Origin of the sequence: Enterococcus sp. AZ101 (assembly GCF_050499005.1) — a bacterium.
In the GTDB taxonomy this organism is placed as follows: Bacteria; Bacillota; Bacilli; order Lactobacillales; family Enterococcaceae; genus Enterococcus_L; species Enterococcus_L ureilyticus.
Window position 1 is genome coordinate 548,861 of record NZ_JBMHEZ010000002.1, and the last position, 15,443, is coordinate 564,303.

Genomic DNA, 15,443 nt, shown 5'->3' on the forward strand with positions numbered 1-15,443 from the left:
CAAATAGTCGCAGTTATGGCGGATATTTTGGGTGCTTATTTAAATTGAACAAATCTGACCTTCTTATTTTATTCACATATTGTTCATCGAAAATGCAAGGCTCTATCTACTGCTTAATGATAGAATAGTAAGTGTACGATTGCAGAGAGAAAGCAATTAAGAAAAATTAGGAGAAAAATGAAAAATGGGGAAAATTTTAGAAATTAAAGGAGTAACGAAATACTTTGGTGAACAGCAAGTTTTAGATGAACTTGATTTTTCGTTGGATGAGCCCAAAGTTTTGGCCTTAGTAGCACCGAATGGTACTGGAAAAACAACGTTATTAAATAGTATTGCAAATATCGATCAAATAGATGAAGGAACGATTCGAGTATTCGACCAACCACATACGGACTATCAGTTATTTTATAAAATGTCTTATTTACAAGATTCATCGATTTTATATGGTCATTTGACTGGATGGGATCATTTAGAATTTGTTCGAAAAGAGCAGGGAAAATCAAAAGAAGAACTACAACAGTTGATTTTAGATTTGGACATTGGCACATACATGAAAAAGAAAGTGAAGCATTATTCATTAGGAATGAAGCAGCATCTACTATTAGCAATCGCTTTGATCAATCAACCTGCATTATTGTTGATGGACGAGCCGTTAAATGGACTAGACCCAGATAGTATCATAAAAGTACGAACGATTATTCGTTCATTAGCGAGTAAGGGGGTATCGATGATTATTTCTTCGCATAACCTTGACGAAATTGAAAAAGTAACAGACAACGTAGTCTTCTTATACGAAGGGAAATTGATCGAAAAAGAAGAGGTAATGATTGATGCGATAGAATATACGATTGTTTTAAAGGAAGTTGAAAAAGCACTGTCCTTTTTATCAAGAATCGATGTTACTTGCACCAAACTTTCTGACTATAAGTTTGTAGGAACATTCTCCAAACAACAATTTTCTGTTTTTCGATCCTTTTGTAAAGAGCAGGAAATAGAATTATTTGATTGCCAGGTAACCCACGGTCAACTTGAAACAATTTACTTCAATTTATACGAAAAAAATAGCGAGGCTCAATATGATATTTGAATGGAAAAAATGGAGTAAGAATCCTAAAAATATCTTATTGGTGAGTTTAGCACTGCTCTCAGTTTTTGTTTCTTTAGCAAATCTTTATGATAAGAATCAAGAAGCAGATCAGGCTGTTTTTGAGCATCTCAAAGCAATCAATGATGAGATCGACCCTCCTCAAGGATATTCTGGTCCGTCAGAGAACTATAAATTATTATTGCTCCTAGATGAACATGGGGAGCTACCTTCTAGCAAAGAACGAGCACTACAAAAAATCTTGATCGATATTGTTTATCTATTAGAAGATGAACATACCGCTCAGTTAGAAAAAAAGTGGACTAAAAAAACGACGATCCAAACGAACCGCCTCAAATTACAGCAAAAATACCTAGATTTAGGCGGGGAGCCCTGGCGTAGTGAAACAAACATTGCAGAGCAACTTGCTCGTAATCAATGGCTCCTTGAGCGGAAAATCCCTGTAGTAGAGTTAGAAATAGGACAACAAGGTTTTTATTTTGTTTACTATTTACTAAATCATTGGATGAATTTTCTGATCGTCATCATGATTGGTTTATTGTTTTTTGATTTTCTGACTAGTGAATATGAACGGAAAAACTATTTATTTATGGCCGTTCAACCAGTAAGTCAAAAACGATTTTTTAAACGTAAATATATCGTTGCGCTCAGTATTTTTATTGGTGGTCTGATCACTTTATTAGTGTTAGGCTTCGTCGTAGCAAGTATTTTCCATGGAACAGGCTCATTGATTTATCCTGTCTCCATTTATCAGGGAACAACAGTCAAACTGATTCCATTATGGCTCTTTTTACTTAAAACCATCAGTTTACAATTACTCTTTATTTCATTTACACTTAGCTTTTTATTATTGTTGTCTAAATGGCTAAAAAATGCTCTAGAGGTATTAGGCATATTTCTAGTCATTATGTTTGTTCCAATACTTATAGAAAAACTGCTGCCCAAGATTCAGGCAATAAATGCGTATCTTCCTTTTTTCTATATGGATCTGTCACCTAAAATAGCTGGAGGCAGTGGTAACGTTTCAAGCTCTTTTCTTACGCAACTGGCTATTTTAATCAGCTGGAATCTAATTTTAGCTCTAGTTTGGCGACTGAATTGGAGGGAGAAGAAGCGATGAATCTACTATTATTTGAGCTAAAGAAAATAGGTCATACACGTAAGACGTATTTATTTCTAGTGCTTGGTCTTCTTATGGCGGTGATGCTCTTTCTATTGAATGGCTATCTGGGACAAAAAGAAAATAGTTTGATCAATTCTTTAGCAAGTAGTAAAAAAGCAGTTATGGGTCAAAGTCAGTATAGTGATGAAATCGATCATTTCTTAAAACAGACAAACCAAGACATAGAAGCACAGGAAGAAGGGTTTCGCACAGCCGCTGATCAGGGAAAATCATTAGTTGGAGAGTTGACATTGCCAACATATCCATTTTATCGGACGATGTTAAATAATGAGCTAGCAAAACAGAAAATCCCTCCACAATCGATGCGTTATGGAACAAAGAATACTGTTTTTACGGCGATTTTATTGACTTACTTAGTAAGTGGCTTTGGGATCATTTTGTTGTTATTCTTGTTTGGGGATAGTCTAACGAAAGAAATCGAAGAACGGAGTTTATATTTTTATTTTTCTCAACCGATTAAGAGAAGTCGTTTATTTTTTATGAAATATAGCCTAGCTTGGATTCAGTCGATGCTCATGATTGGAGGGCTATCACTTTTTGGGTTTATAATAGCGAGTCTATTTTCGGGTAAAAGCTCATTTTTTTACCCAGTGATTGTTTTTACAAAAACGTCGATGAAATTCATCCCGATTAGTCAATATATTGGACAGTTGTTGTTTGTATTTGCTTTTGTCTTGGCATTTGTTTTGGCGCTTCACTTTTTGGTCAGTATTTTAGTGAAAAAAACGAGTTTTAGTATCATTGTGACCTTATTGATTTTGTTTGAAGGGCACACAATAAGTACTTTAAACAATGCGCTTGTAAGGAAGTACGCACATGCGAATCCATTTACCTACTTGAATGTGAGTAAACTATTTGTCGGTTACGATTTTCATCCCTTTGAATTATTTTCAATTGAAAACCAAGAATATTATGCAAATTGGTGTCTGCCTAGAACGATGCATAATGAACAAATCAATAGTTTGAATGGTGTCATTGTTTTGAGCTTAGGGACAGTCATTTTGCTAACGCTGGGCTATGTTTGTTTTAAGAAAAATGTTCATCGATGGAAATTATAAAAATAGAAAGAAGTGAACTGGTTTGAAAGACGATGAGTTTATTGATTATTTAACGGTTGCACTTAAAAATTTAGGATTTACCAAAGCTGGGGTCTTCAATGTAGAAGGAGAAGTGAAAAGGCTGCTTAAAACTTATTCAGTTGAAGAGATAAAGTCTAAACTAGCACAAATGAAATAGGAAACTTTTAATGAGGCTGAGACACAAACGTTCGGCCAGCTGACAGGTGACTGAGTTGTAACTCCTAGAGTTATATCTCGGTCATTTTTTTGCATAAAAGCGGTTGTAAATAATCAAAACTTTGATAAAGTAAAGAGGAAGAGACAGAGTTGGAGGCAGAAAATGAGCGTATATTTAGAAAGACCCGAATTCGAAGAAAAGCTTCTTTTTAGAGCGTTTATCAATGACGGTATGACAATCGTTTACCCGCATTGGCATAAAGAAATTGAATTGATATACTCAATCCATGGAACTGTCAATATCGGTGTAGGCGATGAAATTGTCCACTTATCTGAAGGAGAAATCTATTTTTTTGCCAGTGGCGAACCTCATTATTTTTTAGCGTCACCAAACAGTGAACGAATCGTTTATCAGTTTGATTTAAGCTTATTTAATGAGAAGCAGTTAAAATCAGTAGGGGACGGCTCGTTGATTGAATTATTTGAAACAGGAGAAAAACACAGTTCAAAATGGTCGAAGTCCTTAGTGTCAGATATTAAACAGCTATTGCAACAGTTATTTGAAGAATACGAAAAAAATAATCAGGGGAAAAAGTATGCGCTCTTTAGTTTACTATTTCAATTGATCACAACTTTTTATAGAAGACTACCTCAAACACAACTAGAAGTTAAAAAAGGTGCAAAAGCTTCCACAATCAAATACAAAGAGAACTTAGAACTGTTAGATCGGATCTTTAGCTATGTTGAGAATCATTATGAAGAATCGCTAACATTGGAAGAGGTAGCAAAATATAGCGGCTTTAGCTCTTATTATTTCACCCGATTTTTTAAGGCGAATACTGGAATGACCTTCATGCGTTTTTTGACGGAATACCGCATCAATCAAGCGAAGTTTATTTTGGCAAATGAAAAAGTACCGATGATCGAAGTAGCTGAAAAGTCAGGATTTGCTAGTGTGAAGACGTTCCATCATGTGTTTAAAGAGCAAGTAGGCGTTTCACCGTTGAAATATCAAAAGATGATTATAGAATAAAAGAAAACAAGTTAACTATAAATTGAATGAAAAGAAGAGCCTAAATCCTGGGCTTTTTTTATAATAAAAAACTTGCATTTTCTTTTGTTTGATGTTACTCTTAACCCTCTTAAAAAGTAATCATTACGATTTAGAAAGGATGAAAGAAAAGTGGCTAAAAAATCAAAAATTGCCAAAGCGAAACATCAACAAGCATTGATCGAAAAATACGCTGAACAACGTAATGAGTTAAAAGCAAATAATGACTACGTGGCTCTTGCAAAATTACCAAAAGATTCTAATCCAAATCGCTTGAAAAATCGCGATTTGATTGATGGACGACCAAGAGCCTATATGCGTAAATTTGGCATGTCACGGATCAATTTTAGAACGTTAGCACACCAAGGACAAATTCCAGGCGTACACAAAGCAAGCTGGTAATGAGACCGACCAATAGATGCAAAGAGGTGATTTGATGGAGAAACAAGACCTTTCAAGTGCACGTAGACGATTGAAGTGTACAAACCGAAAAACCAGAAAACGGGCATTGAAAATCATTCAGCAATATAAGCGGGAGCAAAGACATCGAGTGATGGCTTCTGGTAGTGCTGGCTAAGTTTTTTTCAGAACAAATGAGAGAATGAAGTTCTTCCTTTTAGTATAAAAGGAAGAGCTTTTTTCGTTTTATTTAGGTTGTTTTGTTTTCATGCTGTGGTTAATTGTTGGTGTTTTGCAAGTAGGTAGATAACACTCATTTTAGACGGCTTGTCCTGTTCAACATCAGTATGTTGTAAGGTGTTTGGTGATTGATAAGTAAGGAGACTTCGCTCACGTTGTTTGCCAAGTACTGTTCATCATCTGCTCTGGCGGAGCCAGTCACAGTGATTGATAAGTAAGGAGACTTCGCTCACGTCGTTCGCCAAGTACTGTTCATCATCTGCTCTGGCGGAGTCAGTCGCAGTGATTGATAAGTAAGGAAACTTCGCTCACGTTGTTCGCCAAGTACTGTTCATCATCTGCTCTGGCGGAGCCAGTCGCAGTGATTGATAAGTAAGGAAACTTCGCTCACGTTGTTCGCCAAGTACTGTTCATCATCTGCTCTGGCGGAGCCAGTCGCAGTGATTCACAGCAATATCCAGGAATTTTTCAACCATAATCTAGGAAGAAAGCTCTTTCATTTTTTTGTATAGTAATAGTGTAGAAGTGGAACCGTTTTATTGTCCACTGAATAATAGATGTATATTATTGGAGGTTTTTTGATGACATTGTTGAAAGTAGGAATTATCGGTTGTGGTGGGATTGCTAATGGTAAACATTTGCCAGCGCTTGCACAGGTTAAGGAAGTAGAATTGGTTGCTTTTTGTGATCTGATCAGTGAACGAGCAGAAGAAGCAAAAATATACTATGGAACATTAACAGCGAAGACATTTACTAATTATCAGAAGATGCTTGAAGAAATGGAGTTGGATGTTGTTCATGTTTGTACGCCAAACAGCACGCATGCGGAACTATCGATTGCAGCGATGGAAGCCGATTGTCATGTAATGTGTGAAAAGCCAATGGCTAAAACATCAGCCGAAGCACGTAGCATGATCGAAGCGGCAGAAAAAACAGGAAAAAAATTAACGATTGGCTATCAAAATCGTTTCCGAAAAGATTCGACCTATTTACATGAAATCTGTGATGAAGGCGAACTAGGCGAAATTTACTTTGCTAAAGCCCATGCTATTCGCCGTCGTGCTGTTCCCACTTGGGGTGTTTTTCTTGATGAAGAAGCCCAAGGTGGCGGCCCGTTGATTGATATTGGTACGCATGCACTGGATTTGACGCTATGGCTGATGGACAATTATAAACCAAAATATGTAGTAGGAAAAGCCTATCATAAACTTGCAGAGACCGAAAACGCAGCCAATGCGTGGGGGGCTTGGGACCCTGAAAAATTCACTGTTGAAGATTCGGCATTCGGTTTTATTATGATGGAAAATGGTGCAACAATCTTTTTAGAAGCTAGCTGGGCATTGAATAGTTTAGATGTAAAAGAAGCTAAAACTACTCTTCACGGCACTAAAGGCGGGGCTGATATGAATGATGGATTAACCATCAATGGAGAAGATCACAGTACACTTTTTGAGAAAAAAATTGAATTAGAACCTGGTGGCGTTGATTTTTATGATGGTGCTGGCGACAAGCCGGAAGTGTTAGAAGTACAGTCTTGGATCGATGCGATCATTAAGGATAAAGAACCTGTTGTTAAACCTGAACAAGCTTTAGTTGTGACAGAGATCCTTGAAGCAATCTACAAAGCGTCTGAAACAAATCAGCCTGTATTTTTCAGTGAAAGAAAGGGTGGATAACGATGATTCAAGTTACAGTATGGAATGAATTTCGTCATGAAAAAACAGATGAAGCTGTCAAAAAAGTTTATCCAGAAGGGATTCATCAACAAATTGCTCGATTTTTAAAAGAAGACTTTACTGTCCAAACTGCTACGTTAGATGAACCGGAACATGGCTTAACAGAGGAAGTTTTAGCCAATACGGATGTCTTGATTTGGTGGGGCCATGTGGCACATCAAGAAGTTTCAGACGAAATTGTTCAACGTGTCTATCAATGTGTGTTGGAAGGGATGGGACTCGTGGTCCTTCATTCAGGTCATATGTCAAAAATCTTTATGAAACTAATGGGGACATCGTGCGATTTAAAATGGCGAGAGGCGGAAGAACATTGTCGTATATGGACCGTTGCACCAAGTCATCCAATCGTTGAAGGAATTGGCGAGTATATCGAATTAGAAAAAGAAGAGATGTACGGCGAACATTTTGATATTCCAACACCTGATGATCTGATTTTTATCAGTTGGTATCCTGGTGGCGAAGTTTTTCGTAGTGGTTGTACGTATCATCGTGGGAATGGGAAAATCTTTTATTTTCAACCAGGCCACGAAACGTATCCTTCCTATTATAATAAAGAAGTTCAAAAAGTCATCAAAAATGGGGTTCGTTGGTGTCAGCCAACGCAAAATAGTTATCCGAATTACGGTCACCATGAGCCTGTAGAATCTATTGCGAACAAGAAAGGAACTGAACAATGAAACTAGGTGTATTTACTCCTTTATTTAATGATTTAAGCTTTGAAGAAATGATTGATACCGTCTCAAAAGCAGGACTAGAAACAGTTGAAATTGGAACAGGTGGTTCTCCAGGAAATGCTCATTTAGCTATCGACAAATTACTAGCGAGTTCAGAGGCTAGAAAAGAGTATCTAGCAAAACTTGCTGACAAAGGCCTAACGATCAGTGCATTGAGCTGTCATAATAATCCTATTTCACCACTAAAAGAAACGGCGCAAGAAGCAGATGAACTATTACAAAAAACGATCAAACTAGCTTCGTTAATGAATGTTTCAGTAGTGAACGGTTTTTCTGGAATAGCAGGAGGCAATGCAACCGATACCCAAGTCAATTGGCCTGTGTTACCTTGGCCAACAGAATACGCAGAGAACTATAATTATCAATGGGAAAAGCAATTAATTCCTTATTGGAAAAATATCAATACGATTGCAGAAGATTCAGGTGTAAAAATCGGGATCGAACTACATGGCGGTTTCTTATGTCATACCCCTTATACGATGCTGAAACTCCGTGAAGCAACGGGAAAAGCAATCGGCTGTAATTTAGATCCTAGTCATTTATGGTGGCAAGGTATCGATCCAGTAGCGGCAGTTAAAATTTTAGGTGAAGCAAATGCGATCCACCATTTCCATGCAAAAGATACGTACTTGGATCAAGACAATATCAATATGCATGGGCTCACAGACATGCAACCCTACGGTAATGTAAAAAGTCGCGCGTGGACTTTCCGTTCTGTTGGGTGCGGTCATGATCTGAAAGTTTGGTCAGATATCATTAGTGCGTTGAGAATTTATGGCTATGATTATGTGTTGAGCATTGAACACGAAGACCCAATCATGTCTACAGCGGAAGGCTTGAATAGAGCAATCACTAATTTGAAAAGTATCATGATCAAAGAGCAACCTACGGAAATGTGGTGGGTTTAATCAAGGAAACAACGCTCCATACAGTCGTCTTGTACTGTTCAACATCGACTCACTGTGTTCCTTGTTGTTCACAGCAAAGCTAGACGTCAAAGAGAAGGTAGCGACCGTTTCTGACCAACTCTTTCAGCACCCAAAATCAATTACCTTTTATAGATAGAAAGGACAAAAAAATGACCGCAATTAATTTTGCCGTAATTGGATACGGCGGTATGGGCTCCTACCATATTCACAACATTATGCCAAATGAAAACGAACGAATCCACGTTGTTGGGACCTATGATCATTCAGAAGAACGTCAAGCAATTTCCAGTCAACACAATCATAAAATTTATTCATCGTTAGAAGACATACTACAAGATCAAACCATAGAAGCTGTATTGATTGCCACACCTAATGATTCACACAAGGAGTTAGCGATTCAAGCATTAAAAGCAGGCAAGCATGTTGTTTGCGAAAAACCAGTAACGATGAATGTCGCAGAATTAGATGAAGTATTGAAAGTTGCTAAAGAAACTGGTCTAACCTTTATGGTCCATCAAAACCGCCGCTGGGATCCAGACTTTTTGATTACTCGAGAGCTTTACAAAAACCAGCAAATTGGTGAATTGTTTCAAATTGAAAGCCGTGTGCAAGGGGCAAACGGAATTCCCGGTGATTGGCGTCATGAGTTAAAGCACGGTGGCGGAATGCTGTTAGATTGGGGCGTGCACTTATTAGACCAACTGTTGTTTTTAGTAGATAGCCGTATTGTAAAAGTTTTAGCTGATTTAAGCTATATTCTTGGAGATGAAGTAGACGATGGCTTTATTGCATACATTATCTTTGAAAACGGTAGCCGTGCTATCATCGAGGTGGGGACGACCAACTATATCAAACTGCCGCGCTGGTATCTAAAGGGAACTAAGGGAACTGGCGTCATTCACGATTGGGATCTGTCTGGTGAACTAGTGATCGAATCTGATAAACAAGCTATTCAAGCACCTGAACCAATCCAAGCAGGGGTCGGCTTGACGAAAACGATGGCACCGCCATCGGAAGAAGCAACAGAAACGAAGAAGCTACCAAACGTTTCGGCAGAATATGATCCGTTTTATAAAAATTTCTACAAGGTTGTTCGAGAACAAGCTGAACCTGTTGTGAAAAATGAAGAGGTTCGCAAAGTAATGATCTTGATCGAAGAAATTTTTGAAACAGCTAAAAAGTTAAAATAATGAAAGTTCGTAAAGTTCCCATGTTGGGAGCTTTACTTTTTTTTCGACTAAGCATAAAATATTAAGGAACGTATTGAGGAAAAAAGAAAAGGGAGAATAGTGTGAAGAAAAAACTGCAACTATTTAAGAAAAAAACGATCAAATACCCGCTCATCATGATCGGAATGATCTTATTAGTTTTGATCAGCAACTTATACTTACAATGGTGTCAAAATGAATTATCGCTAGAACTAGTCGTCAAATTTGCTTTCTCATGGCACACAGAAAAATTTATTTTAGGTTGTACAGTCCTATTGATATTCTTACTATTTTTGTGCAGTTTGGCAGGTTCGCTTGCTTTCGGTAGTTTGCTGTATATAATCACGATCGGGATTTTAGGATTTGCAAATTATCAAAAAATGTTTTACCGAACTGAACCAATTTATCCAGATGATTTGAAAATGATCACGGAATTTGGCTTATTGAGGGAAATGATTGGAACGATTCCTTTTATTGCTATTTTACTCATTGCAGCTGTGGGCTTATTCTTTTTTGGAAGAGCTGTTTATAAGAGCCGACACTTATCAAAAAACTGGCAAATCGCACGTCTTTCAAGTTTAGTTATAACGATTGGGTTATTGTTTTACATCAGTCATTTCAACGATTCAAGTAATGTATTACGAAAAGCCTACGACAAAACAGCTTTATGGATTCCCTATAGCCAAAAAATGAACTATTACAATACAGGATTTATGGGTGGGTTTTTATATAATCTAAAGGTTGAAGCGATGAATGAGCCAGAGAATTACTCCAAAAAGACCATTGAAGAAATTACTGATAAATACACAAAAAAAGCGCAAAAAATCAATGAATCATTAGAGGAGGAACAACCGAATATTATTTTTGTGATGAGTGAGAGTTTTTCTGATCCGCAGAATTTATCAGGGGTAACCGTCAATAAAGATCCCTTAAAAGAATATAATGCTATCGCAAAAACAACCTACAGTGGACAAATGTTGTCGCAAAATTATGGTGGTGGGACGGCGAATATCGAATTTGAAGCATTGACTAGTTTTTCAATGGAACTATTTAACGCTCAGTTAACAACTCCTTATACGATGCTGATTCCTAAAATGGAAACAATCCCATCAATCGTTTCATTATTAAAAAATCAAGAATATCAAGCAACTGCGATCCATCCATATAATACCTCGATGTATAAAAGAAAAGATGTTTACAACACCTTTGGTTTTGATCGATTTATTAGCGAAGACACGATGAATTATAAAGAAAAAATCGAAAATAATCCCTACATCTCTGACGAATCCGCCTATCAAGAAGTGCTAGATCTCCTCAAAGATGAGAAAAAACCACAGTTTGTTCATTTAGTGACGATGCAGACACACATGCCTTACAGTGATAAATATGTAACAACAGATTACTCTTCTAAAAGTCAGGGCAATAAAAAAGCCATTGATAGTTATATGCAAGATGTTGCCTATAGCAGTGAAGCGTTAAAACAATTCACAACCGCTTTAAATGATGTCAAGCGACGAACCTTGGTTGTTTTTTGGGGGGATCATTTACCAAGTATTTATTCTGATGAAATCAAAGCTGACAATGATGAAGTCACTATGCACGAGACTGAGTTTTTGATGTACGATAATCAACAGAAATTGAGTGCAAAAAACACACACGACGCACTCAGCAGTCCATTTTATTTTGCACCGACATTGTTTGAACAAAGCGGCATGCAAATGACAGGCTTTTATCAATTATTGACGGAACTTGAAAAGCAGGTACCAGCATTTGAAAAAGGGTTCTACTATAAAGATAAGCAATGGAGCAAAACGTTAAAACTAAATAGAACCCAAGAAGAATTATACGACGATTATCGTCAGATCCAATATGATATCGTTTCAGGTGAGAGCTATAGTTTAAAAACAGAATTTTTTAAATGAACCAAGTGACCGAAAAGGAGTAAACAATGAGTTTTAAAAAGAAAGATAATCAGATCTACTATAACCCGATTCGTCGTGCGGTATTAAACCATCGCATGATCCAACCAGGTGATAAAGTAGCAATCGGAATGAGTGGTGGCAAAGATAGTACCAGTTTGTTGTATTTTTTAGATACGATCAGTAAGCAACAGCGCTTGGGCTTCGAATTTGACATTGTCCCAATCACATTAGCAATGGGATTTGATATGGATATTGCACCATTGCAGGAATTTGTGGAAAAGTTGGGCTATGAATTAGAGGTTGTCCCAACCAATATTGCTCAAGTAGTCTTTGATATCCGAGAAGAACGCTCTCCATGTTCCTTATGCGCAAAACTACGCAGAGGAATTTTGTATAAATATGCTAAAGAACTTGGCTGTAATAAAGTGGCTTTAGGTCATCACCTAGATGATGCAATCGAAACGTATTTTATGAATTTTTTATTTCATGGACAAATGGCTAGTTTTGATCCTATTAGTTATTTATCAAAAACCGATATTACGTTGATCCGTCCGTTGCTATACGTAGAAGAAAAACAAGTCATTCAATTTGTCAAAAGAGAAGCATTACCGGTTATTTTTAACCCTTGTCCGGTCGATAAAAAAACGAAAAGGGAAGAAATCAAACAGCTTATAAGTGGTTTGGCACAAGCCTATCCTGATATTAGAGAGAAATTTATTATGGGTATGGAACATGGCTTGGTTGAAAATTTCTGGACAAAATCGATGAATGGACCTGAATAAAGTTATGAAACGAAGAGGAACTATGAAAAATTTATTGGTCGTGCTGTTGTTACTATTGGGAGGATGCTCGCAAATTAGACAATCTGAACCAAAAGCAAGTGAATCAAAGAAAGTCCATTTTCAGTTTGAAGGAAAAAAGTTGCTGATTTCAAATGATTCAGAAAAGATTCTAACAGTCAGTGAATCAGAAACAGTGTTTTCTGTAGAAGAAAAGAAAAAGTGGGTACCGATTGATAAAACGAAGAGCTCACTTGCTATGACTAGCAATGTGTTAAGCAATTCAGTCTATGACTATGATTTAACACAGCAACTTTCTGAAATTGGTTCAAATAAAGTAAAGATTACGGTGTTTTATACTTTTGGGGATGCGGATAAGGATGTACAATACGAACAAGAAATAATATATGAAGAGTGATAAGTGCTTTTAAGGTAGTAAAAATAGAAAGAAACAAAACAGATCACTCAATTTGTTTTGTTTCTTTCTATTTTTTGATTCCACAAATCGATCAAGCCAAAATAGCGAAAATCACTACTTAATCTACACACTTCGCTAAAGTTGCCTTAATAGAAGCAATCACATCATGATGTTTCACATTCAACGTAGGGAATGTATCATTGGGATCTAAGTATAGATCATATTCTTGCATCATCGCGGATTTGGTTGAATGAATACCATGCTCTAAGCCAGCTCGTTCTGCTTCGGCATCGATTCCTTCGTAGATTGCTTTGACATCATCGTACGAGACTACAGGAACTTGGGTATGCTGCCCTAAAGCTGCAACCATCATTTGATAGAATTCTTGATATTTCATATTTGTATCGCCGATTGCGTAAGTACTGCGATGAGTGCCATTTTCCATGGCACCGACGGCTGCTTCTGCAACTTGTTCAACAGTCACCATTGCAGTTCCTCCTTTAATGGCAGGAAAAACATCTTGGCCCTTGATTTGATCTGTAAACATTTTCCAAAGTGGCTCTCTGCCTGGCATTGTGCCAAAGATATAAGGAAGGCGCAATGAAGTCACAGTCATCCCACCGTCGCCTTCAGCGAAAGCAACTTGTTCTTGCAGTAAACGCATCATTGGGTATGCTTCAAGTGTTAACTTGGTTTCAGGTAAACGTTCCGCAAATTCTGCAAAATAAGAACCAAAAACAACAAAATCTTTCACGCCAGTTTCTTTAGCTAAATAAGCTAAACGTTGAGTCGGTAAAACATTTGCTTCGTAGAAAAACTTCGAAGCAGGTTTTTTAGGAACCACTCGTTCATCTGCACCAGCCGCATAAATAAAACCAACACATCCATTTAACATGTCTAAGATTGCTTCATCGGTCATATCATTGATATTTCCTAAAGTCACTGAAACATCACTAGAAAATAAGTCCTCTGCCGGCATTGGTGGCAATGCAACCGTCGCTACTTCATAGCCGCGCTTCAATAATTCTTCCGTAGTATAGTAACCTAAAAATCCAGTTCCACCTAAAACAAAAACTTTTTTACTCATGAGAATAACCTCCAATAAATATTTGTGATATTCATCACATGTCCAACTATAGTATAATCTTATTGAAAGCAAAATACTGGACATTAAAAATATTATTCTTATCTTAATTGAACGAAGGAGTGTTTTTATGAAAACGAATCTCCCTTACAATGGGACTGACTATTATGGGTTTGAAATGAACAAAACAGATTTTATTGTAAAAATGGTAACTGTTCAAGCTGAAACTGCTAAAACCAGTAAGATGTCAATTCAATTTTTTTTTATAAAAAGCGGTTCAGGAAAAATTCAAATCAATAATCAAGAATATATAGTAAAAAAAGGCAGTGTTCTTTGGTTATTTTCTTACCATGTGTATCATTTCAGAGAAATTTATGAAGAGATTCAAGCAATTACTTTTGAACTTTCTTTAAACGTACTGATGCTGGCTAGTCTAACGACTCGTTCGGTTGAGCAGCATATGAATTTTTTTGACTATTGGGATACACCGGTTCTAAATGGAAATGAGAATGATTTCTCATACTTAAGCACGATTTTTACCCATGCACTCAAAGAGTACGAGCAACAAAATCGTCTATATGATTTATCCTTACTTGCAGATTTATATCAAGTTATTGTGTGGTTTGAACGTACGGCCAGACAGAATTGGCTGCGTGAAAAAGATGTCCGAAATGTTAGTTCAAAAGTTCTGATGTATCTTCACTTCCATTTTAGAGAAGCACTGACATTGACACAAGTAGCAGAACAATTTAAACGCACTCCCCAAACAATCAATCGTGGATTAAAAAAGTTAACAGGGAAAACCTTCGGTGAAAATCTTAGCGAAGTTCGGATAAACAATGCTTTAGCCATGATGAAATTCGAAGAATTAGGGATTGCATTTATCGCTGATTTTGTTGGCTATCATTCAGTTCCTAGTTTTAATAAACAATTTAAAGCAGCAACAGGTTTTGCACCAACAGAAATCAAAAAATTGAAGCCTGATCATAAAAAGCACAATTCATTTCGATTTCAAAACAGTTTACCTTTTGAAATCTATACATACATCAATCGGTATTACCAACAACCGATCACTCTTCAAACAGCAGCTAAATATTTCTATTCGAGTCCGACAAAAATCGATCAAATTGTCTTAGCTGAATTTGCGATGACCTTTAATTCATTGTTGGAATATAATCGAATGTTATTTGCCCGCTCCCTTTTGCTGAGTTCATCTAAAAAAATTAGTGAGATAGCTGAAGCGTGTGGCTACCAGTCGATTCGCACCTTTAATCGGAATTTCTTAACATTTTGGGGCAACACACCGAAAAAATATAAAGAGTTGCTGACTAAGCAATACAAGAGCTAAATCGTTTTTGCTGAGTTAAAGCAGCAGTTGAATAATCGCTTTATCCGTTGACAGTCTAAGATTCTGGGCGTA

At 36.9% G+C, this 15,443-nt stretch carries 16 protein-coding genes; 15 read left to right on the forward strand and 1 reads right to left on the reverse strand.

The features are described 5' to 3' along the window. Positions 1–184 precede the first annotated feature (184 nt). The 14 genes from IGJ50_RS11970 to IGJ50_RS12035 all read left to right on the forward strand — a co-directional run bounded on the left by IGJ50_RS11970 (position 185) and on the right by IGJ50_RS12035 (position 12,939). Positions 185–1,087 carry an ABC transporter ATP-binding protein gene (locus tag IGJ50_RS11970; protein WP_429950587.1) on the forward strand — a complete coding sequence of 301 codons (903 nt, stop codon included), beginning with the start codon at positions 185–187 and terminating at the stop codon, positions 1,085–1,087. Continuing rightward, complete coding sequence (locus IGJ50_RS11975) at positions 1,077–2,225, forward strand: ABC transporter permease (protein WP_429950589.1); 1,149 nt, start codon at positions 1,077–1,079, stop codon at positions 2,223–2,225. Before IGJ50_RS11970 ends, IGJ50_RS11975 begins: the two co-directional genes overlap by 11 nt. Next, complete coding sequence (locus tag IGJ50_RS11980; RefSeq protein ID WP_429950591.1) at positions 2,222–3,346, forward strand: ABC transporter permease; 1,125 nt, start codon at positions 2,222–2,224, stop codon at positions 3,344–3,346. Before IGJ50_RS11975 ends, IGJ50_RS11980 begins: the two co-directional genes overlap by 4 nt. A gap of 22 nt (positions 3,347–3,368) precedes the next feature. Beyond that, positions 3,369–3,524, forward strand: coding sequence for a hypothetical protein (locus IGJ50_RS11985; protein WP_167351667.1), 156 nt, complete (start codon positions 3,369–3,371; stop codon positions 3,522–3,524). Positions 3,525–3,686: 162 nt separating this feature from the next. Next, positions 3,687–4,556 (forward strand): AraC family transcriptional regulator, encoded by an 870-nt coding sequence (locus tag IGJ50_RS11990; RefSeq protein ID WP_069639549.1) that lies wholly within the window; start codon positions 3,687–3,689, stop codon positions 4,554–4,556. Between the two features lie 150 nt (positions 4,557–4,706). Further along, a complete protein-coding gene (gene rpsN, locus IGJ50_RS11995; RefSeq protein ID WP_207121034.1) occupies positions 4,707–4,976 on the forward strand; it encodes a 30S ribosomal protein S14 in 270 nt (89 codons plus the stop codon). Between the two features lie 34 nt (positions 4,977–5,010). Next, on the forward strand, positions 5,011–5,151 hold the full coding sequence (locus IGJ50_RS12000; protein WP_207121035.1) for a putative metal homeostasis protein: 141 nt from the start codon (positions 5,011–5,013) through the stop codon (positions 5,149–5,151). Positions 5,152–5,794: 643 nt separating this feature from the next. Then, the gene (locus tag IGJ50_RS12005) at positions 5,795–6,889 is read left to right on the forward strand and encodes a Gfo/Idh/MocA family protein (RefSeq protein WP_429950594.1); all 1,095 of its coding nucleotides are present in this window, start codon (positions 5,795–5,797) and stop codon (positions 6,887–6,889) included. Positions 6,890–6,891: 2 nt separating this feature from the next. Then, entirely contained in the window at positions 6,892–7,626 is a 735-nt protein-coding gene (locus IGJ50_RS12010; protein WP_207121037.1) for a ThuA domain-containing protein, read from the forward strand. Beyond that, positions 7,623–8,591 (forward strand): sugar phosphate isomerase/epimerase family protein, encoded by a 969-nt coding sequence (locus IGJ50_RS12015; protein WP_207121038.1) that lies wholly within the window; start codon positions 7,623–7,625, stop codon positions 8,589–8,591. The genes IGJ50_RS12010 and IGJ50_RS12015 overlap by 4 nt, the downstream gene beginning before the upstream one ends. 170 nt (positions 8,592–8,761) lie before the next feature. Next, positions 8,762–9,802 (forward strand): Gfo/Idh/MocA family protein, encoded by a 1,041-nt coding sequence (locus IGJ50_RS12020; protein WP_429950596.1) that lies wholly within the window; start codon positions 8,762–8,764, stop codon positions 9,800–9,802. A gap of 101 nt (positions 9,803–9,903) precedes the next feature. Further along, on the forward strand, positions 9,904–11,742 hold the full coding sequence (locus tag IGJ50_RS12025; protein ID WP_429950598.1) for an LTA synthase family protein: 1,839 nt from the start codon (positions 9,904–9,906) through the stop codon (positions 11,740–11,742). 26 nt (positions 11,743–11,768) lie between these two features. Further along, on the forward strand, positions 11,769–12,524 hold the full coding sequence (locus tag IGJ50_RS12030; protein WP_429950600.1) for a tRNA 2-thiocytidine biosynthesis TtcA family protein: 756 nt from the start codon (positions 11,769–11,771) through the stop codon (positions 12,522–12,524). Positions 12,525–12,546: 22 nt separating this feature from the next. Further along, positions 12,547–12,939, forward strand: coding sequence for a hypothetical protein (locus tag IGJ50_RS12035; RefSeq protein WP_207121042.1), 393 nt, complete (start codon positions 12,547–12,549; stop codon positions 12,937–12,939). A gap of 118 nt (positions 12,940–13,057) precedes the next feature. Here IGJ50_RS12035 and IGJ50_RS12040 read toward each other — a convergent pair whose 3' ends face one another. Further along, positions 13,058–14,026 (reverse strand): NAD-dependent epimerase/dehydratase family protein, encoded by a 969-nt coding sequence (locus IGJ50_RS12040; RefSeq protein WP_207121002.1) that lies wholly within the window; start codon positions 14,024–14,026, stop codon positions 13,058–13,060. 127 nt (positions 14,027–14,153) lie between these two features. Between IGJ50_RS12040 and IGJ50_RS12045 the strand changes: the two genes are divergently transcribed. Further along, on the forward strand, positions 14,154–15,371 hold the full coding sequence (locus IGJ50_RS12045) for an AraC family transcriptional regulator (RefSeq protein WP_207121003.1): 1,218 nt from the start codon (positions 14,154–14,156) through the stop codon (positions 15,369–15,371). Positions 15,372–15,443 lie beyond the last annotated feature (72 nt).